This window comes from Pantoea sp. AG1095 (assembly GCF_003208415.1).
Taxonomy (GTDB): domain Bacteria; phylum Pseudomonadota; class Gammaproteobacteria; order Enterobacterales; family Enterobacteriaceae; genus Pantoea; species Pantoea leporis.
In genome coordinates, this window is record NZ_QKMJ01000001.1 from 464,674 (window position 1) to 485,143 (window position 20,470).

The window sequence follows — 20,470 nt, forward strand, 5'->3', positions numbered from 1 at the left end:
GCTTCGGTACATGTTGTTGAAAAGGGCACAGATGCCAGAGGCGCTGGCGCGTCTGCTGCGGCAAAAGGGCTATTCGCAGCGCTGAGGCTTTTACGTTGGGCCAGGATCCTCACGTATGGATGCGTGAGGCAGTTCGGGGTCGGCCAGGGAAGGCCGATCCGCGAACGGTCCGTTGGCACGACGTGGAAGCCGAAGGCACCGCGCTAGCGGCGCGAGGACGGCCCGTGACGCAGCAGATGTGTCAGAGCCCGCTACCTAGTCAAAGCAAAACCCTTTCTTCAGTGATAAGCATTGGTCGCCATGAATGAATGGCGACCCTACCAGACCGGGCAGGGTACCTATTGCACCACTCCTCCATGATATGAACGCAAAAAGTGGGATTTTTCTTGCTTTCGCACAACGACTGCGCATAATCGCAAACCGCAATAATAATGATTATCACTTCGTTTGCATTAGGGGATCCCATGCGCACTATGCCTTTCAATCCCGGACTGAAACCGACGCTGTTGGCCGTAATGGTCAGCGCCGGTTGTTTGCCAGTGATGGCTGCTACCACCAACACCACAACCTCAACTGACGCGAAAAACGAGCAGCAGACGCTGACCGTAACCGCGACACCGCAAACCGATTTCAAACCAGGCGGCAACGATCTGGTACCGGCTTTCCTCGATGGCCAGGTTGCACACGGCGGCCGCCTTGGCATGCTGGGTGAGCAAAACGCCATGGACGTGCCGTTTAACGTCATTGGTTTTACCTCGAAAATGATTCAGGATCAGCAGGCGCAAACCATCGGTGACGTGGTGCGCAACGATGCTGGCGTGCAGAATCTGAAAGGCTACGGCAACTTTGCCGAGAGCTATCGCATTCGTGGCTTCAAGCTGGACGGCGATGCCATGACCTACGGCGGCCTGGCGGGTATCGTGCCGCGTCAGGTGATGGATGCCTCGCTGATTGATCGCGTGGAGATCTTTAAAGGGGCTAACGCCTTGCTGAACGGTTCGGCGGAGAGCGGCGTCGGCGGCATGATTAACCTCGAGCCGAAGCACGCTGATGATACGCCGCTGACGCGCATCGGGGTGGATTACACGTCCGGTTCCCAGGTGGGCGGCACCGCCGATATTGGTCGTCGTTTTGGCGACGATAATCAGTTTGGCGTGCGTCTGAATGCGGTTAACCGCGAAGGCGGCACCGAGGTAGATGGCGAGAAAAAACGCACCACCGCTGCGTCACTCGGCCTGGATTATCGTGGCGATCGTCTGCGTACGTCGCTCGACGTTGGCTACCAGAAAAAGACCTTTCACGATGCGCGTAACGGCGTCAACATCAGCGGCATCGATTTCATTCCTGATGTGCCGTCCAACGCGAAAAACTACAGCCAGAAGTGGGTGTTCAGCGATATCGAGTCGGAGTTTGGTCTGGCGAAAGCCGAATACGATCTGACCGATCAGTGGACCGCCTATGCGGGCCTCGGCGCGCAGCACACACATGAAGTGGGCAACTACGGCATTCCGAAGATCCTCGATAGCGCCGGCAACGCCACTATTGGTCGCTTCCGCACCAATCGCGTGCAGGACAACATGAGCGGCATGGTTGGCCTGCGTGGTGATTTCACCACCGGTCCGGTGACGCATAAAGTGAATTTCGGTTATTCGGCGATGACCACGAATGCGAAAAACAGCTATCGCATGTCGTCGGGCAACGATGCCAACGTAAATATTTATCACCCGCAGGATGTGGCTGAACCGGATAGCGTGTTCGCCGGTGGCGCTAAGTTCAGCGATCCGCTGACCACTTACCGTTCACGTTCGCAAGGCTACCTGCTGAGCGATACGCTGGGCTTCTTTGATGACACCTTGCTGGCAACCGTCGGCGCGCGTCATCAAAAAGTGGTGGTGCGTAACTACGGTTATGACGGCGTTGAAGATACCGCGACACGTTTCGACAGCAGCCGTTGGTTGCCGGCCTACGGTTTGCTGTATAAAGCCACACAAAATATCTCGCTGTATGCCAACCATACCGAATCGCTGACGCCAGGCACCGCCGCGCCGTTTACCGCCACCAACTACGGTAGCGTGACCGGCATCGTACATGCTAAGCAGAACGAAGTGGGTGTCAAAGCGGACTTTGGTCGCGTCGGCGGATCGCTGGCGCTGTTTGAAATCAAACAGCCGGTTGGCGTGCTGAACAATTCGGTCTACCAGCTGAATGGCGAGCAGCGCAACCGTGGCGTGGAGTTGAACGTATTCGGTGAGCCGGTGCTGGGCCTGCGTCTTAACAGCAGCGCCACCTGGATCGATCCGGATATGACCAAAACCGGTGACAGCGATCAGGATGGCAAAAACGCCATTGGCGTACCGCGCTTCACTGCGGCGCTGGGTGCGGAGTATGACATCAAGCCGGTGGACGGTTTGACCGCCACAGCATTGCTGAACTACACCGGTTCACAATATGCCGACCTGGCAAACAACATGAAGCTGGATGATTACACCACGCTGGATTTGGGTCTGCGTTACCGCATGAAGGTTAACCAGAACGATATGGTGTGGCGCGTGGGCGTGGATAACGTCACCAATGAGAAATATTGGGCCAATGTTGATGACAGCGGCACCTATTTGTCGCAGGGTGAACCACGCACGGTGAAGGTTTCACTCAGCTACGATTTCTAATGTGCTCTCCAATGGGGCGCGCCTGCGCCCCATTATTTCTCCGCCAGAAATTTTCCTGTAACTTAGGGCGCATTGCATTACACTCTGTGCGGCAATCCTGCGCGAAAACTCGCCTTTATTTTTGAGTCATCATGAGTTCACCTGCACCACCAGACGACCACGACGAACCTTATCGGCAGCCGCTCGACGACGCGCTCTTCGCCATTGTGGTGCTTGCAGTCACTTCGGTTACGCTTATAATCTTCGTCCTGATGATTACGCTGTGGATGAGTTAAGGTCAGCACCGGGAAAAGGAAGCCTGCAAGGAGATGTCGATGGAATCCAGCGATGACAAACTGATCGCCATAATTGGCCTGCTCTCCGCCTGTTTAATTGGCGTGGTGTTTCTCTTCACCATGACCTGGCTCACCGACGTGCGCCACCCCGCGGATCCTTCACTCGATGTGCAAACCTGCCCGCAAAAACCCGCCACTACGCAACAGTCTTAGCTTTTTGTCTGCCAGTTCTGCCACTTAATCTGTTGACTGCGCAACTCCAGCGCCAGCGCCTCATGCAGGGTGCGATTGCCATTGGGATCGCCGAGGCCAAACAGCGCGCCTGGCGAACGTCGATCGTCGGCCCACGCCGGATACTCCACCACCGGATAGAGCGAAATCCCTTCCAGCGCCACGCCGTGATCCAGCGCCAGACGCGCTTCTTCACTGATCTGCCGCAGCCAGGGCGCTCGCGCATCACCTTCGGCTCCGGTTTCGGCCAGAATCATCGGGCGCTGATAACGTTGCCAGCACTGCATTAACAAACGGTGCAGCGGTTGGCGCGTCGGATGGTCGATTGGCATGGTTTCGCCTGAGAAAAACCAGTGATTGTCGGGATAGTAATTAAGACCCAGAATATCGAGGAAATCCGCGCGGCCACCCAGTTCCGGCGCATCGCGTCCGCCAATCCAATCCCAGGCTTCAAACTGCGCCTGATGCTGCGCGTCGGCATAAGGTTTGCTGTCAGGGTTATCGGGATCGGTCGCCACCTGCACCAGCGGATCGGTCAGCACAAAGCGGGCATCGGGATAAACCTCGCGAATGGCGTGCATCGCCGCCAGCGAGGCGCGCACTAATTGGCGCTTCAGCTCACGACCGCGATCGCTGGCGTAGGGATCGAGCCAGGAAACATCCGCGCCAGCCCACGACCAGAATGAGATCTGATTGATCGGCGTAAAAAAGGGCTTTTCGATGCCTTCATCGCGCATCAGTTGCGCCATCGCGCGGGCGAAGCGTTCAAAGTGATCGATAAAGCTGGCTTTCCAGATATCCAGGTGATCGGGATAGCCAAAATGCGCCAGCTCCCAGATAATCTGCATATCGTGACGCGCCGCGGCGTGCACCATCGGCAGAAAGGTGCGCCAGTCATATTCATTGGGTACGGCTTCAATCAGATGCCAGCGAGCGCCATCGCGCGCGGTGTGCAAACCTTCCTGCGCCAGTGCGGCATAATCTTTCTCCAGCAGCATGTCGTGGCCGCTGCTGATCACCATATCGAGCCGACGTCCGCCTGCGCGCCGGGCGGTTGAACAGGGAAAACTGCCCTGAAAGAAACTGCGGAACAGCTGAGGGTGATGGCGCAGGGATTGCTGAGTCATAATCCTCTCCTCACATTGAGCGCCGGATGCAGAATGCAGAACGCCTGGCTAAGTCTAGACTAAATTGACGGTGCGCCATTGGGCAGAAAAGGAAGCCTCCGATTGCTTCTTCGCGCATTGATACCAACAATAATAGGTCCACAGCTTTCAGGGATTCACTATGAGTGAAGCAGCAACCTCTTTGCCGCCTGAGGAACATTCGGGCAACCGGCTGAAACCGAGTGTTGAGGCGCGTTGCGCACGACATCCGGGCATGAGCGGCATCCATCCGCTTAACGATGGATTGGACGCTTTTGCTGCGCGCTATCAGTTGATGAGCATGGCGCAGCACACCATTGATGTGCAGTACTACATTTGGCACAACGACATGTCCGGCCGCTTGCTGTTCAGCGCGCTGCTGGACGCCGCCGAGCGCGGGGTGAAAGTGCGATTGCTGCTGGATGACAATAACACGCCGGGTTTGGATGAGACGCTGGCGGAACTCGATCGCCACGCCAATATCGCCGTGCGCCTGTTTAATCCGTTCTCGTTCCGCACGCTGCGCGCGCTCGGTTATCTCACCGATTTTTCCCGCCTCAATCGACGTATGCACAATAAGAGCCTGACAGTGGATGGCGCAGCGACGCTGGTGGGCGGGCGCAATATCGGCGACGAATATTTTGGCACCGGCGATGAACCGCTGTTTACCGATCTCGATGTCCTGGCGATTGGTCCGGTGGTCGACGAAGTGACGCAGGATTTCGAACGCTACTGGCGCAGTAAAGCGGTATCGCCGCTGCGCAAGGTGGTTGATGTGAGCGGCGATGCGCATCAGGCGGTGCGCTTGCCACAAGAGTGGCAGCAGAGTGAAGCGGTGGAGCGCTATCTGGCACGGTTGGAGCACTCGTCGTTTATCAGCCAGATGGAGCAGGGCGAGTTGGAGATGACGTGGGCGGAATCGCGCCTGCTGAGTGATGATCCGCGTAAAGGGCTCGGCAAAGCAAAACGTCGCAGTTTACTGCCGCAGCGCATGCTAGAGGTCATCGGCACGCCGCAGCAGCAGTTCGATATTATCTCGGCCTATTTTGTCCCGACGCGATCTGGCGTGGCGCAGCTGCTGGCATTGAAGCGGCGCGGGGTGAAGATTGCCATCCTTACCAATTCGCTGGCGGCCAATGACGTCACGGTGGTGCACGCCGGTTATGCGCGCTGGCGCAAAAAACTGCTGCGCCACGGCATCGCGCTGTATGAACTGAAGCCGCAGAACAATCCGCAAACCGCGCCACACGATCGCGGTATCACCGGTAATTCAGGTTCCAGTTTGCATGCCAAAACCTTCACCGTGGACAATCGCAAAGTATTTATCGGCTCGTTCAATTTCGATCCGCGTTCCGCCATGCTGAACACCGAAATGGGGTTGGTGATTGAGAGTGAAGCCCTGGCGCAGCAAACGCATCAGCGCTTTATTGCCGGGATGCGCGATCGCGCCTGGACGCTACGTCTGGATAAGTGGGGACGCGTCAATTGGGTCGAGTTTGCTAACGAGCAGGGCGAAGTGGTGCACAAACATGAACCGCAATGCACGCTGCTGCAGCGCTTGCTGGTGCGACTGGTGTGGCGCTTGCCGGTTGAGTGGTTGCTTTAGATAAAAAGGGCCAGCGTAGCGGGCCCTTTTTTCATTTGCGTTGCGGCTTACCGGAGAACAGGAAGCGCAGCAGCGGAATGCGCAGATGGATTTCATACAGCGTAAACGCCACGCCAAATACCATCAGTAAGCCGACGAAGAAGCCGAGCGTGTTGTTGCCGATGTGCGGCGTGATGTAGATGCCGTACAAAATGGTCAGCGGATGGTGTACCAGATAGATAAACAGCGAGGCATTCACCAGATACATGATGCGCGGCGAATGGCTGTTCAGCAGCTTATGGCCGAAGCTAAAACAGACGTTTAGCATGCACAACCCCATCAGCGTCGAAATGATCATATCGATTTCATACAGCCAACCTTCACCGCTGCTGTAACGCTGATTCAGGCTATAGGCGATGAATACTGCGATAGCGCCAAAGCACATCACCGGATTAAAGCGCACAAACAACGCTTTCAGCGCCTGATGCTTCCAGCTCAACGCACCCAGCATAAAGAACGGCAGGAACATCAGCGTTTGCATCACGGCAATGCTGAACAGGCCATCGGCAAACACGGCCGGAACGAAATAAAACAGCACGCGGCGGAACGCACACCAAATTAAGGCATAAGTCAGTAGTGCCAGCGTCAATTTACCCCAGCCAATTTGCTGATAATCGATGCTGCGCTGCTGCTTATTCAGCCAGCGAAACGCCACCATACCGAACGTCGTCAGAATCACCAGTACCAGTAAAAACCACAGATGAGATATCAGCTCCCACGCCAGCGTGTTGTACTTGTCGTACAGCGAGAAACTGTTCCAGTCGCCGATTTTATCGGTGAGATTTTTGGTGATGAAAAACTGCGGCAAGGTAATCAGCGGCACGGCAGTCAACATCGGGATGCCGACACGCTCCAGACGCACTTTCAACCAGCGCTGCGGCTGGTAGCGTAAGTAGAGCATGTAGGAAAAATAGCCTGAAATAACAAAGAACACCTGCATGCGGAAGGCGTGAATAAAGTCGTTCAGCACCGTCAACCACATTGAGGCGTCATGGCTGTTTACGGCCCATTTCTGCGTGGAGTAAATCAGAGAGACGTGAAAAGGCACGCCCAATAACATTAAATACGCGCGAATCGAATCGAGGAAATATTCACGTTCGGGTTTAGCTGAACTCATAATCTTCCAATAGTCAGTTTACTTGCCGGTTTCGCCCTGAAACCGGATTATGCCGAAGGAAAATTCTACCGGCTGTAAACAGGGTATACTATCAGGTGAATCTGTATGTGATTTTGCGGGGTTTAATTATCCTAAAAGCACATTTTCAGCTTACAAATCAGCGGAACAATCTATTACATACGCTGTCGGAAAACCGAATAATCCTTTAAGATAATCGGGTTTGATCTAAGCACACGAAAGGGGGGGATGTGCTGAATAATGTGAATAATAAAGTGGGACTGGTAAAGATGCGCTGGGTAGGCGCGGCAGTTCTGCTGGCTATGTATGCCAACAATAGTTGGGCGTTTAACATTGATGATGTTGCAAAACAAGCCAAGGCGTTGGCAGGGAAAAGTTTCGAAGCGCCAAAAAGCAATTTACCCTCTCAGTTTCGTGAAATGAAGTTTGCTGACTATCAGCAGATCCAGTTTAACCACGACAAAGCTTATTGGGGCAAACTGCGCACGCCGTTTAAGCTTGAGTTCTATCATCAGGGCATGTATTTCGATACGCCGGTGAAAATCAACGAAGTGACGGCGTCTTCAGTACGTGAAATTAAATATAACCCTGACTACTTCAATTTCGGCAACGTAAAACACGATGCTGATGCAGTCAAAAACCTTGGCTTTGCTGGGTTTAAGGTGTTGTATCCATTAAATAAAAAGGGCAAAGACGACGAGATCACCAGCTTCCTCGGCGCCAGCTATTTCCGTGTGATTGGCGAGGGCCAGGTGTACGGTCTTTCGGCACGTGGACTGGCGATTGATACCGCCTTGCCGTCGGGCGAAGAGTTCCCGCGCTTTAAAGAGTTCTGGATTGAGCGTCCAAAACCGCAGGACAAACAGCTGGTGATCTATGCGCTGCTGGATTCGCCACGCGCGTCCGGTGCCTATCGTTTCATCATTAAACCGGGCAAAGAATCGACGGTTGATGTGCAATCCAAAGTTTATCTGCGTGATAACGTCGGCAAACTGGGCGTTGCGCCACTGACCAGTATGTTCCTGTTTGGTGCAAACCAGCCTTCGCCAGTGACCAACTTCCGTTCTGAGCTGCACGATTCGAATGGTCTTTCGATTCATGCCGGTAACGGTGAGTGGATTTGGCGTCCGCTGAATAACCCGAAACATCTGGCGGTTAGCACTTTTACCGTTGAGAACCCGAAAGGTTTTGGTCTGCTGCAGCGCACGCGTGATTTCAGCCGTTTCCAGGATCTCGACGATCGCTACGACCTGCGCCCAAGTGGCTGGGTTGAGCCGCAGGGTGATTGGGGTAAAGGCCGCGTTGAACTGGTAGAGATTCCAACTGCCGATGAAACCAACGACAACATCGTTGCGTTCTGGACGCCGGAAAAACTGCCAGAGCCGGGCAAAGAGATGAACTTCCAGTATCGTCTGCACTTCACCCGTGACGAGAATCAGCTGCACTCAGACGACATCGCCTGGGTAAAAGACACGCTGCGCTCTGCCGGTGATGTGAAGCAGTCGAATCTGGTGCGTCAGCCGGATGGTTCTATCGCCTTCACCGTGGATTTCGTTGGCAAAGCGATGAGCAAGCTGCCGGAAGATACGCAAGTGGCGCCGCAGGTGAGCGTGGGTAACAACGCTGACGTGGTTGAGCAGAGTGTGCGCTACAACCCGGTGACCAAAGGCTGGCGTCTGGTGTTGCGTCTGCGAGTGAAAGATAACAAGCAGCCGACTGAGATGCGTGCGGCGCTGGTGAGCGGCGACAAGACATTGACGGAAACCTGGAGCTATCAGCTACCTGCCAATGAATAAATCGATATTTCTACCTCAATCTTACGTGGAGGCTCTGCCGCTTGATGCGGCAGGGCGCGCCCGTCTCAGCGATTCGCTGCAAAATGCGCAGGCGTTCCACGCTATTCATACGTCGCTGGGGCAAGATAACGCCGCCAGCGAGCGCCCGGATGATGCACCGCTGAAATCGGTGTCATCTCGTGTGCAAATGGCCTGGCCGGACTCACTGGCGGATGGTCAGCAGCTCAGCAAGGATTATCTTGATCGCACCACACTGAAGGCGATGCCGAAAGTGAAGCGTTCGCTGATGTTCCCGGAGATCTGGCGCACCAACCCGATTGCGCGCGCCTGGGATTCCCTGCGCGGCCAGAAATCCACCCCACGCTATGCCACCGTTGAAGAGCAGAAAAACGAGGACAAGTGGCGCCACGTTGGCTCCATGCGTCGTTACGTACTGCTGATTCTGACGATTCTGCAGACCGTGGTGGCAACCTGGTACATGAAAACCATTCTGCCGTATCAGGGCTGGACGCTGATCGATCCTATCGAGATGTTCAACCAGAACTGGCTGCAGTCGGTTGAGCTGATCCTGCCGTACATCCTGCAGACTGGGATTCTGTTCCTGTTCGCCATCCTGTTCTGCTGGGTTTCTGCTGGTTTCTGGACTGCGCTGATGGGCTTCCTGCAGCTGCTGATCGGTCGCGATAAATACAGTATTTCGTATTCGACAACCGGCGATGAGCCGCTGAATCCGGAACACCGTACTGCGCTGATCATGCCGATCTGTAATGAAGATGTAGAACGCGTGTTTGCTGGCCTGCGTGCGACCTGGGAATCGGTCAAACGAACTGGCAATGCCGAACACTTCGACGTCTACATTCTGAGCGACAGCTACGATGCCGATATTGCCATCGCCGAGCAAAAAGCCTGGATGGAGCTGGTGCGTGATGTCGGTGGCGCCGGCAAGATCTTCTATCGTCGTCGTCGTCGTCGTGTGAAGCGTAAAAGCGGCAACATCGATGACTTCTGCCGTCGCTGGGGCAGCAACTACAGCTACATGGTGGTGCTGGACGCCGACAGCGTAATGAGCGGTGAGTGTCTTACCGGTTTAGTGCGCATGATGGATGCTAACCCGAACGCCGGTATTATCCAGTCTTCGCCGAAAGCGTCAGGCATGGATACGCTGTATGCGCGTTGCCAGCAGTTTGCTACCCGTGTGTACGGTCCGCTGTTCACCGCTGGTTTGCACTTCTGGCAGTTGGGTGAATCACACTATTGGGGCCATAACGCCATCATTCGTGTGCAACCGTTTATCGAGCACTGTGCGCTGGCACCGCTGCCGGGTGAAGGTTCCTTCGCGGGTTCGATCCTGTCGCATGACTTCGTTGAAGCCGCGCTGATGCGTCGTGCCGGTTGGGGGGTGTGGATCGCCTACGATCTGCCAGGCTCCTATGAAGAACTGCCGCCGAACCTGCTGGATGAGCTGAAGCGTGACCGTCGCTGGTGCCACGGTAACCTGATGAACTTCCGTTTGTTCCTGGTAAAAGGGATGCATCCGGTTCACCGTGCGGTGTTCCTGACGGGCGTAATGTCCTATCTTTCTGCGCCGTTGTGGTTCATGTTCCTCGCGCTTTCTACTGCCTTGCAGGTGGTGCACACGCTGATGGAACCGACCTACTTCCTGCAACCACGCCAGCTGTTCCCGGTGTGGCCGCAGTGGCGTCCCGACTTGGCGATAGCCTTGTTCTCAACTACGCTGGTGCTGCTGTTCCTGCCGAAACTGTTGAGCGTGGTGCTGATTTGGTTCAAGGGGGCGAAACCTTATGGTGGCGCCATCCGCTTGTTCTTCTCGCTGATTCTGGAGATGCTGTTCTCAGTGCTGCTGGCGCCGGTGCGCATGCTGTTCCACACCGTGTTTGTGGTCAGCGCGTTCCTTGGCTGGGAAGTGGTGTGGAACTCGCCGCAGCGTGATGATGATGCGACGCCGTGGAGCGAAGCTTTCCGTCGTCATGGTTCACAGATGCTGTTGGGTCTGGTGTGGGCGGGCGGTATGGGCTTCCTCGATCTGAACTTCCTGTGGTGGCTGTCGCCGATCGTCGTCTCGCTGATCCTGTCGCCGTTTGTATCGGTGATGTCGAGCCGTGCAACGGTAGGGCAGAAGAGTAAGAACGCCAAACTGTTCCTGATCCCGGAAGAGTATGAGCCACCTAAAGAGCTGGTTGATACCGATCACTATCTGCAGATCAACCGTCAACGCGCGCTGAAAAATGGCTTTATGCATGCACTGTTTAACCCGGCGTTTAACGCGCTGGCGACGGCGATGGCAACATCGCGTCATAAGCAGAGCGATTTACTGGATCATGCGCGTGACCGTCGTGTCGATCAGGCACTGAGCGATGCGCCAGAGAAACTGAATCGCGAGCAGCGTTTGCAGCTGATTAGCGATCCGGTGGTGCTGGCTCGTGTGCACTCACGCCTGTGGGAAAGCGCGGACAAATATCATCAGTGGGTGGAAAGCTATCAGAAGCTGAAGCTCAATCCAGAGGCGCTGCCACAGCGCTGAGGATGAGAAAGTAGAAAGCGGCAGAAATGCCGCTTTTTTTTCGCCAGAAATATGACGCAATCTTTACGTGTTAAGGAGTGGTCATCGTCCCTGCGAGATGGTTAAACTAACGCCAGTTCATTGTGAGTAAATGTTGTGAATTATTTCCTGAAAATAACCGCGCTTAGCGCCGCCATTCTTCTGCTCACCGGTTGTGGCAGCATCATCAGCCGCACCTTTCCCGGACAAGGTCACGGCAACCAATATTATCCCGGCGTGCAGTGGGACGTTCGTGACGGACCGTGGCGCGTGCTAACCATTATCGATTTGCCGCTGTCGCTGGTGATGGACACGCTGTTACTGCCCGTCGATGCCAGTCACGGTCCGTACGAATAAACGTTATTACAGGTTGTCAGAAGGGCTGTTGTCGTCTTCCCACTCTTGTGCCGCCGCTTCGCCCTCTTCAAGGTCACGCGGTGGTTCCAGCTGGAACTCGCCGTCGTCCCATTCGTGCAGCGTATTTTCCGCCTGCCACTCCTGACGCAGTTCGACTTCATCAAAATCGCCATCAAAGATGGCTTGTGCGGCGTCTCCGCTTGAGATTGGCAGGCATTCACCCTGACCGTCCTCTTCCGCGAAAAATTCGGCCTGCCACATAATGTCGCCATCCTGCATCACGTACTTCTGCAGGGCGAACTGGCTTACACTGGCATCTTCTTCAGCGATCTCTGGTTGGCTGGCGAGGAACTCTTCACGAGCGGCTTCAATGGCTTCTTCAAGGGTGGTAAACAGGCTCATCATCAACTCCATGTCTGTAAAAAAGGGATTTCACAGAAGGATAGACGAAAAATCGTGAAGTGCAGGGCGGAGAGGAAATATCAGTTGGGCGGTTGCGTGAAATTCAACCGCCCAACCGGTCAGGCTATTTTCTGCGGGAAATGCAATACCGGGCGTACTGATTCGTGAATAATTGGAGCAGAGTAACGGATACAACATTTAATACAGGGCTTAACCTTTTTAAAATTAATACGCGCAGTTGATAATGCCTGATTTAAGTTATATAGAGTGCCAATAAATACCATGTCCTCCTTTACGGGTAAGCGTTTGCACTCTTTCCGATGCAGAAGATGATAACCTTCCTGATCGGTACTGATCGTCACGTAGTAGTAGATGCCTTTATTCATATTATATTGTCCTGAGATATATTTGCTGTGTGTAATCTTTTTATATTTTTTAAAAGTGAACGGGTGAAGCTAAGTGCTGTAATCGAAATTAACTGGATTCGATTTTACGAACCAATTCCATAAAGTTATAAGCGAAGCGATTATTTTAATGAAAAGGAATATGGGGTTTTTTAATCAGACAATACCTTGTTTAGTAAGTTAATTTTACTTCATTGATAAGTGATGCCGAAGGATTTAGCAATATTAAATAGGAATAGCCCTGGAAGTCGTAGAAATCAGGTCCGAAACGCTAAACTTTGGTGAATAAATATTAATGACTGACAATTCCGGTAATCCTGCATCAACGCAGAATTTGGCTGCTATGGCGCAAGGAAAGGTTAATTTTACGTCAACATTGCGTGCTGAAGAAAAGTGATGTCTGATTAAATGCGGCGCTAAGCCAACTATCAGCCTAAGTTCAGGCTGGCACGGCTCACTAATAAATTACCGCATGTGATCGCACCAAAAGGCAAATTAGTGCATATAAACAGCGGAGCACACAGGGTGCCCCGACCAATATTAATAAACCGATGGTTCGCCTTGCGGACGCGTTTTAAAGCGGCGATGCAGCCACATGTATTGCTCTGGAGCCAGCAGCACCGTCTCTTCCACCACTTTATTCATCACCACAGCCGTATCAAGTTCAGATTCCAGCGTAAATTTGTCGCGGATATCTGGCATCATTTTCAGCTCATAGCCGCGCGCGTTCGGCAGACGTCGCGCCAGGAACGGCACCACGCTTGGGTTTGCCAGACGAATCAGCATATGGGTGCCGGTGGTGGTCGCCGCATCCTGAACCGCGAAGAATGGCGCAAACACGCTGCTGCGCGGGCCATAATCATGATCCGGTGCATACCAGATAATGTCGTTGTTCTTCATGGCGCGAATCATGCCTTTCAGATCTTTGCGGTCCAGCATGCTTTTATTGGAGCGCATCCGGCCCCAGGTTTGCAGCCAGTCGATCAACTTGTTGTCGTTGGGACGATACACGCCAATGCCTGGGTTGTGCATACCAAATACCCGCGCTCCCAACTCCAGAGTCAGAAAGTGCATACCAATTAATAATATGCCGCGCTTCTCTGCCAGCGCGTTAGTCACGTGCTCCAGTCCGCTGGTGGTGACCCATTTACGAATACGCCAGTCCGGCCAGAACCACGCCATCCCGGTTTCAATCAGCCCCATGCCTACCGATTCGAAGTTGTGCTTTACCATCGCGTCGCGTTCATTGGTCGGCATAGTGGGGAAGCACACTTCAAGATTACGCTGCGCCACTTCAACGCGCCGCTTCATAAAGCGCATGGCAACGCGACCCAATCCGCAGCCAATTGCATGCAGTACCGGATAGGGCAACAGCACCAGCAGATAAAGAAAGCCAATGCCGAGCCAGGTCAGCCAATAGCGTGGATAGAAGAGTTCACGGGTGAGTTGGGGAAGTTGAGTCATGGAAATGTCAGTATCCTGCGTCTTATGCCAGAGAGTCCGGTTTCTGTAATTTTTTGTCATTATGCCATTTTTTCATTCTGGCTGAAATCAAGCATAGACCGAGGACGGTTTTCCGACAGCAGGTATGCGCACGAAAACGCAATTGTGGCGCACAAATGCGTATGTAATTTCAGCCGGCAGGCTTATCAAACCAACATTTTTGTATCAGGCAGAATTCGGGTATCATACGCGCGCTAAATTTCTCTGATTGCTAACAGGACGAACACCATGCCAGTGTTACATAACCTTGTTTCCAATAAAGAGCTGAAGGAACGTATGTTGGCGGAAACCGAACCACGTACCACAGTCTCTTTTTATAAATACTTCCAGATTGCCGATCCTAAAACCTTCCGTGATGCCCTCTACGTTGAGTTAACCAAACTCAAGGTGTTTGGTCGCGTCTATGTTGCGCACGAAGGCATCAACGCACAAATCAGTGTGCCCGCCAGCCGCTACGAAAAGATGAAGGCCGCTTTGTATGCCTTTGATGCGGCGCTAAATAACTTGCGCATGAACATTGCGCTGGATGATGACGGTAAATCTTTTTGGGTGCTGCGCCTGAAAGTGCGTGAACGCATTGTAGCGGATGGGATTGAAGACAATAGCTTTGATGCCAGCGATGTGGGTGCTTACCTGAAAGCCGCGGACGTTAATGCAATGCTCGACGATCCGGATGCGCTGTTTGTGGATATGCGTAACCACTACGAATATGAAGTGGGGCGCTTCGATAACGCGATGGAAGTGCCGGCCGATACCTTCCGCGATCAACTGCCGATGGCCGTTGATATGCTGCAGGATCAGAAAGACAAAAAGATTGTTATGTACTGTACCGGTGGCATTCGTTGTGAAAAGGCCAGCGCCTGGATGAAACACAACGGCTTCAAAGATGTTTATCACATCGAAGGCGGGATTATTGAATACACCCGTCGGGCGCGTGAACAGGGCTTACCGGTGCGTTTCAAGGGCAAAAACTTTGTCTTTGACGAGCGCATGGGCGAGCGTATTTCCGACGATATTCTTTCCAGCTGTCATCAGTGCGGCACGCCTTGCGATAGCCACACCAACTGCATCAATGATGGCTGTCATTTGCTGTTTATTCAGTGCCCAAGCTGCGCTGAAAAGTACAACAACTGCTGCAGCCCAATCTGCATGGAAGAGTCAACGTTGTCGCCAGAGGAGCAGCGCGCACGCCGTGCGGGCCGTGAAAATGGCAACAAAGTGTTCAACAAATCACGTGGTTTGCTGAACATGACGATGGCGATTCCGGCGCCAGATAAAAAATAAGCGTCAAACAGCCTGAGGTCAGCGGACTTCAGGCTGTATTTCGTTTACTTACGCACGCCTTCCACTGAAATAATCAGTTCAGCTTTCTGCGATGCCGGGCCAAGATCTTTGCTGATGTTGAACTCTTTCAGCACGATCTCACCGCTGGCTTCAAATCCTGCACGGTAGCCGCCCCACGGATCTTTGCCTTCACCGATCAATTTTGCATCCAGCGTGACGGGCTTGGTCACGCCATTCAGCGTCAGGTCACCGGTGATCTTGTAATCTTTACCCTCTTTCTTCACGGCGGTAGAAGCAAAGGTTGCCTGCGGGAACTTACCGGTGTTGAGGAAATCCGCGCTGCGCAGGTGTTTATCACGCTCAGCATGGTTGGTATCGAGGCTGTTGGTGTTGATGGTCACGTTGACTTTATCTGCCGCAGGATTGGCTTCATCAAACGTGAAGCTGCCATCAAAGTCTTTAAAGGTGCCGTACAACCAGCTGTAGCCCAGATGCTGAATGCGGAACTGCACAAACGCGTGCTGGCCTTCCTTATCAAATTTGTAATCAGCCGCGCTGGCCGTCAGGCTGGCGCTCAATAATCCGGCCGCTGCTACTGCCAATAATGTCTTCTTTAGCATGTTACTTTTCCTTTTCAGAGATTAACGGGATGCGGTAACCCAACATCCTTTTCAGTGTCACATCACGGTCGATAAAATGGTGTTTCAGGGCTGCCAGCGCGTGCAGTGCTGAGATCAGCACCAAACCCCACGCCAGCCAAAGATGAATGTCACCCGCCAGATCCGCTTGTTGCGCGGCACCGCTGAACAGGGCGGGAACCGCGAACCAGCCAAATACTGAGATCGGTTTGCCATCGGCGGTGGAGATGAGATAACCGGTGAACAGCAGCACCAACAGTAAGCCGTATAACAGCCAGTGCGCGGCGGTAGCGCTGCGTCGTACGGCGGGCGAATAACTCGCCAACGGTTTGGGCGGCGGTGAAATAAAACGCCAGCCGAGGCGCAGCAGCAGCGCAGCGAACAGCAGAATGCCGATGCCTTTATGAATTTCGGGCGCATCGTGATACCAGCCATCGTAATAGCCCAATCCGACCATCCACAAACCCAGCGCGAACATGCCGTAAATAACCAGCGCCATAAGCCAATGCAATAAAATCGAGACAGCGCCGAAATGCTGTGTGGAATTACGCCACATTAAAATCACCCGGAATGAAATAAGTGGTAATGAGCATCTACATTTTGCAATGAAAGATCAATTAACCTTACTTTTCTATAAAGTTGAAAATCATCTTCGGAATAAATGAGGATTTAATTAAAACTCAGTCAGAATAATTGAAGGGATAGCTTAAAAGGCGGGGCTTATTGCGAAGTATTGCATATTCACTACACCAAATGCGGCATAGCGCTGCGCTGAATGTTGATATAGGTAATTAACTGTCAGTTTGTGTCAATTTCGCCGGCACAGGATTAGTACCGGCAAGTATGGTTTAGTTAAATCGCGTGAGGGAGAAAGGCGCAATATCGAAAGAGAACGGTTTGTTCTGCGCAAATTCACTGGCAAGTTCACCCAGCACGCTGGCGAATTTGAAACCGTGTCCGCTTAAGCCGGTGATGATCAGACGATTAGGTTCGCCCGGTAGCGTATCGATAATGAAATCTTCGTCCGGCGTATTGTCGTAGCTGCAGGCTTCACCATGCAAACAGACGCCCACGCCCGGCAGGAATTTACGCAGGAAGTTAAATGATTCGTTGCCGTCTACCGCGATGCTACCAAAAGGTTTGCGATCGGCTGGCGTTTGCATCAGCTGCCCGCCATCGTGACGTCCCACTTTCAGCGCGTTGTTATCCGCCGGGAAGCCGTAAAAGTGGCTGCCATCGCTCATCTCCACGGTAAAGCCGGGGAATTTATTGTTCTCGCTGTAGCGACCATCTGCCTGATACCAGGCGAAAACTTTGCGCACGGGCGCAACCGGCAGATCGGCGACCAACTGGCTCACCCAGGTACCGGCGCTGACCAACAGTTTACGCGCGCGGAAAATGCCATCGCTGGTGGTGACTTGCTGCAGATCGCCGTCGCGACCTATCTCTGTCACCGGACAGTTAAACAGCTGCGCGCAACCGGCCTGTTCCGCCAGCTGCACCCAGCTGCGCACCGCTTGCTCACATTTGAGGAAGCCGGAGTTGGGTTCGTACACGCCGATGTAGCCATCCGGCACTGTGAACTGCGGCCAGCGCGCGCGCACTTCATCGGCTTGCAGGATTTTCACATCCATCTGCCACGCTTTCGCGCTATCGATAACATTTTGAATAAAGGAGGAGGTGATGGGCGCTAAGTTGAGGATGCCGCTGCGATGCATGATGCGCTCGCCGCTCTGGCGTTCCAGCTCATCCCAGAGTGTCTGTGCGCGTAGCACCAGCGGCACGTAGCGTTCACCTTCGCCATACGCATGGCGAATCAGGCGGGTTTCCCCATGATGTGTGCCCTGGCTGTGCGGCGGATGGGCGCTATCAATCATCAGCACCGATAAGCCAGCCTGCGTGGCGTAAAACCCGGCTGCTGCGCCGACCGAACCGCTTCCCACCACAATCAGATCATAAACCATAACGACATCACTCCAGCAAAACAGCGAAATTTTTCAACAGCATATCAAAAGAGAGCGCCCATGAAAAAGGCACCCTGTTGGGTGCCCTTTCACGCGATAGTAGAAATTAATGCTTTTGATTGTCGCGTAGGTACTGCTCGGTAGACTCTATTTTTGCAATGCCAGCTTCGAGTAGAGAGATGAACTGTCTGGCTACGTCGGTAGTCAGCCAGTAGGTCGGACCCACGTCAGCTTCTTCTTCTTTCTGCCCCTGCGAGGAGAGCGAGTGCAGGCGAATCATCATGGCGTCATAACTGTCTACGGTGCTGATGTCCCATCCTACCAACGGATGAGTCTGGATGACGTCTTTATTTCTGTCCATTATAACCTCCGTATTACTCGTTAAACGAAGTGCTTCTTGAGGTTCAATGCGGCTGTATCGTGCACTAGCGAAACAATTATAACATGAAATAGCGGGTACAATAGTTAAAAGGTATGACGAACCTAAACAGAGTAAAAATAAACGCGGTTAACATTGCCGTTTAATCGAATAATAAAATGCCCGCAGCGTCAGGCATTTTATTGGAATTATTACTGGCAACACTGACGAAGTTATCGGCTTTTATAAGGGAAAACTTTAGGCCGAAAAAGGGGGCACGTTTATGAGTGTGGCTCGACCGGCAGCAGGCCGTGACGTTTCTGAATCTCTTCCGCCAGCCGGGTAAAATGCTGCTGTAACTGCTCGTCATGGTTCTGGTTTTGCGCTTCCAGCGTCAGGTTGTGGACCAGCAACTGATTGGCGCGATCGTCGAGACAGAAGGTCAAGGTGGCAAACGCATTTTCTAATACGGTTAAGCGGCGCTGTTGCTCAGCAATAAATGCCAGCAATTCTCCGAAGGTCATCGCCTCTTCTGGTTTTTCAGTAGTCATGTAAAACACCTCCTGTAAGCATGACGAGGCAAGAATAGGGGATCGTTTAACATGAGTCTAGATGCAGGAAGTTTTTCTGGCGAGAGGGAAATAAAAACAAAAAAGCCGGATAGCGATACCCGGCAAAAACGGCACAGTGGCAGTTAATCGTTATTGAACCAGTCGTCAGCGCTTTCCCAGGTTTCTTGTAACAGTTCGCTGATGCGTTCGCGTGACTCTTTACAGCCACCAAACACGCTGAGTTGGTTGCCGCCGGCATAACGCACTTTGACGTGATGATTGTCGTCGGGGAAATCCTGAGTAATGCGACGAACCAGTTCGACGCTGAGTGCATCCAGTGCACCCGCAGGAAGGGGCGAAGTTTTTGCTACGGTAATTTCAACACGCATAGAAGCCTCCGGGATAATATACTGTTTATTTGTACAGTATAAATTTCCCGAAGGCAAGCAGCAGATCATTATTCTTTGATGCGCCAGTTCAGCGTTTCACCAGCAAGGAAAGGCACCAGCGTGTCATCTGCCAGCGCAATGCTCTCTTCAACCTGCCAGGATTCTCGCACCAGCGTCAGCGTGCCTTCATTCAGCGGCAGACCGTAGAAGTTCGCGCCGTTCTCCGAGCAGAAGGCTTCGAAATGTTCCAGCGCATTCAGCTCCTCAAACACGGTGGCGTACGCCGGCAATGAGGTCGGCGCATTAAACACGCCGGCGCAGCCACAGCTGGCTTCCTTGAGGTGACGCAGATGTGGCGCGGTATCGGTACCGAGGAATACGCGACGATTCCCGCTGGCAACCAGCTTACGCAGCGCTTCCTGATGGATATTGCGCTTCAGAATCGGCAGGCAGTAAAGATGCGGACGCACGCCGCCCACCAGCATGTGGTTACGGTTGAACATTAGGTGCTGTGGCGTAATGGTGGCGCCCAGCAGATCATTACCGGCTGCCAGATACTCCGCCGCTTCTTTCGTGGTGATGTGCTCCATCACCACTTTCAGCGCCGGGAACTGTTTACGCAGCGGTTCCAACACGGTTTCAATAAAGCGCGCTTCGCGATCAAAAATATCGATGTGAGAATCGGTCACTTCGCCGTGCACCAGCATTGGCATGCCGATCTGCTGCATGCGATCCAGCACCTTAGCGATGGCGGCGATATTGGTCACGCCGTGGCTGGAGTTGGTGGTGGCGTGCGCAGGATAGAGTTTGGCGGCGGTAAAAGTGCCGTCACGGAAGCCGCGCTCGATCTCATCGGGATCAAGTGAATCGGTGAGATAGCAGGTCATCAGCGGAGTAAAAGCGTGCTCAGCAGGTAACGCAGCCATGATGCGCTCGCGATACGCCACGGCAGCGACCACGCTGATAACCGGTGGAACCAGGTTTGGCATGACAATCGCACGACCATTTACTGCGCTGGTATAAGGCAGTACGGCGTTAAGCATCGCGCCATCGCGCAGATGGATGTGCCAGTCGTCAGGGCGGCGGATGGTAATGTGCTGAGGTTGGGCTGTCATTCAAAAAGACTCCGGCTGAGAAGAAAACGAGAGGCACGTTTAGGCCGGGGAG

The 20,470-nt window shown here is 53.3% G+C and carries 19 protein-coding genes; 7 read left to right on the plus strand and 12 right to left on the minus strand.

What is annotated here, in order from left to right; translation table 11 throughout:
• Positions 1-464 precede the first annotated feature (464 nt).
• Together DEU53_RS02255 and DEU53_RS23025 are read left to right on the plus strand one after the other, a co-directional pair.
• Positions 465-2,666: a TonB-dependent siderophore receptor gene (locus DEU53_RS02255; RefSeq protein WP_110865903.1), complete on the plus strand. Its 2,202-nt coding sequence runs from the start codon at positions 465-467 to the stop codon at positions 2,664-2,666.
• A 314-nt stretch (positions 2,667-2,980) separates the two neighbouring features.
• Positions 2,981-3,154, plus strand: a complete 174-nt coding sequence (locus DEU53_RS23025) for a hypothetical protein (RefSeq protein WP_167391168.1) — start codon at positions 2,981-2,983, stop codon at positions 3,152-3,154.
• Here DEU53_RS23025 and DEU53_RS02260 read toward each other — a convergent pair.
• A complete protein-coding gene (locus DEU53_RS02260) occupies positions 3,151-4,299 on the minus strand; it encodes a beta-glucosidase (protein WP_101760873.1) in 1,149 nt (382 codons plus the stop codon). The two genes, DEU53_RS23025 and DEU53_RS02260, sit on opposite strands and share 4 nt — an antisense overlap.
• A gap of 160 nt (positions 4,300-4,459) precedes the next feature.
• On the opposite strand from DEU53_RS02260, the gene DEU53_RS02265 reads away from it, so the two are divergent.
• Positions 4,460-5,923, plus strand: a complete 1,464-nt coding sequence (locus DEU53_RS02265) for a phosphatidylserine/phosphatidylglycerophosphate/cardiolipin synthase family protein (RefSeq protein ID WP_110865904.1) — start codon at positions 4,460-4,462, stop codon at positions 5,921-5,923.
• A gap of 31 nt (positions 5,924-5,954) precedes the next feature.
• Here the strand turns inward: DEU53_RS02265 and mdoC are convergent, their stop codons facing one another.
• Positions 5,955-7,079 carry a glucans biosynthesis protein MdoC gene (mdoC, locus tag DEU53_RS02270; protein ID WP_101760871.1) on the minus strand — a complete coding sequence of 375 codons (1,125 nt, stop codon included), beginning with the start codon at positions 7,077-7,079 and terminating at the stop codon, positions 5,955-5,957.
• 278 nt (positions 7,080-7,357) lie between these two features.
• Here mdoC and DEU53_RS02275 point away from each other — a divergent pair, with 278 nt between their 5' ends.
• From DEU53_RS02275 to DEU53_RS02285, 3 genes are all read left to right on the plus strand, one after another.
• A complete protein-coding gene (locus DEU53_RS02275) occupies positions 7,358-8,893 on the plus strand; it encodes a glucan biosynthesis protein G (RefSeq protein ID WP_192234533.1) in 1,536 nt (511 codons plus the stop codon).
• A complete protein-coding gene (mdoH, locus tag DEU53_RS02280; RefSeq protein ID WP_101760869.1) occupies positions 8,886-11,435 on the plus strand; it encodes a glucans biosynthesis glucosyltransferase MdoH in 2,550 nt (849 codons plus the stop codon). Before DEU53_RS02275 ends, mdoH begins: the two co-directional genes overlap by 8 nt.
• A gap of 135 nt (positions 11,436-11,570) precedes the next feature.
• Positions 11,571-11,810: a YceK/YidQ family lipoprotein gene (locus DEU53_RS02285; protein WP_110865906.1), complete on the plus strand. Its 240-nt coding sequence runs from the start codon at positions 11,571-11,573 to the stop codon at positions 11,808-11,810.
• A 6-nt stretch (positions 11,811-11,816) separates the two neighbouring features.
• On the opposite strand, the gene DEU53_RS02290 is transcribed toward DEU53_RS02285, so the two are convergent.
• The 3 genes from DEU53_RS02290 to DEU53_RS02300 all read right to left on the minus strand — a co-directional run bounded on the left by DEU53_RS02290 (position 11,817) and on the right by DEU53_RS02300 (position 14,080).
• Positions 11,817-12,212, minus strand: a complete 396-nt coding sequence (locus DEU53_RS02290) for a MysB family protein (RefSeq protein WP_101760867.1) — start codon at positions 12,210-12,212, stop codon at positions 11,817-11,819.
• Between the two features lie 119 nt (positions 12,213-12,331).
• Complete coding sequence (locus DEU53_RS02295; RefSeq protein WP_008103132.1) at positions 12,332-12,598, minus strand: hypothetical protein; 267 nt, start codon at positions 12,596-12,598, stop codon at positions 12,332-12,334.
• 558 nt (positions 12,599-13,156) lie between these two features.
• On the minus strand, positions 13,157-14,080 hold the full coding sequence (locus tag DEU53_RS02300) for a Kdo(2)-lipid IV(A) acyltransferase (RefSeq protein ID WP_101760866.1): 924 nt from the start codon (positions 14,078-14,080) through the stop codon (positions 13,157-13,159).
• A gap of 267 nt (positions 14,081-14,347) precedes the next feature.
• Between DEU53_RS02300 and DEU53_RS02305 the strand changes: the two genes are divergently transcribed.
• A complete protein-coding gene (locus tag DEU53_RS02305) occupies positions 14,348-15,403 on the plus strand; it encodes a rhodanese-related sulfurtransferase (protein WP_110865907.1) in 1,056 nt (351 codons plus the stop codon).
• 44 nt (positions 15,404-15,447) lie between these two features.
• Here the strand turns inward: DEU53_RS02305 and DEU53_RS02310 are convergent, their stop codons facing one another.
• The 7 genes from DEU53_RS02310 to pyrC all read right to left on the minus strand — a co-directional run bounded on the left by DEU53_RS02310 (position 15,448) and on the right by pyrC (position 20,418).
• A complete protein-coding gene (locus DEU53_RS02310) occupies positions 15,448-16,023 on the minus strand; it encodes a YceI family protein (RefSeq protein WP_101760864.1) in 576 nt (191 codons plus the stop codon).
• Position 16,024: 1 nt separating this feature from the next.
• Positions 16,025-16,597 (minus strand): cytochrome b, encoded by a 573-nt coding sequence (locus tag DEU53_RS02315; RefSeq protein ID WP_110865908.1) that lies wholly within the window; start codon positions 16,595-16,597, stop codon positions 16,025-16,027.
• A gap of 292 nt (positions 16,598-16,889) precedes the next feature.
• The gene (gene solA / locus DEU53_RS02320; RefSeq protein ID WP_110865909.1) at positions 16,890-18,005 is read right to left on the minus strand and encodes an N-methyl-L-tryptophan oxidase; all 1,116 of its coding nucleotides are present in this window, start codon (positions 18,003-18,005) and stop codon (positions 16,890-16,892) included.
• A 106-nt stretch (positions 18,006-18,111) separates the two neighbouring features.
• On the minus strand, positions 18,112-18,366 hold the full coding sequence (gene bssS / locus DEU53_RS02325) for a biofilm formation regulator BssS (RefSeq protein ID WP_008103119.1): 255 nt from the start codon (positions 18,364-18,366) through the stop codon (positions 18,112-18,114).
• 278 nt (positions 18,367-18,644) lie between these two features.
• Positions 18,645-18,914, minus strand: coding sequence for a hypothetical protein (locus DEU53_RS02330; protein WP_101760862.1), 270 nt, complete (start codon positions 18,912-18,914; stop codon positions 18,645-18,647).
• Between the two features lie 143 nt (positions 18,915-19,057).
• Entirely contained in the window at positions 19,058-19,303 is a 246-nt protein-coding gene (gene dinI / locus DEU53_RS02335; protein WP_110865910.1) for a DNA damage-inducible protein I, read from the minus strand.
• A gap of 68 nt (positions 19,304-19,371) precedes the next feature.
• Complete coding sequence (pyrC, locus tag DEU53_RS02340) at positions 19,372-20,418, minus strand: dihydroorotase (protein ID WP_110865911.1); 1,047 nt, start codon at positions 20,416-20,418, stop codon at positions 19,372-19,374.
• Positions 20,419-20,470 lie beyond the last annotated feature (52 nt).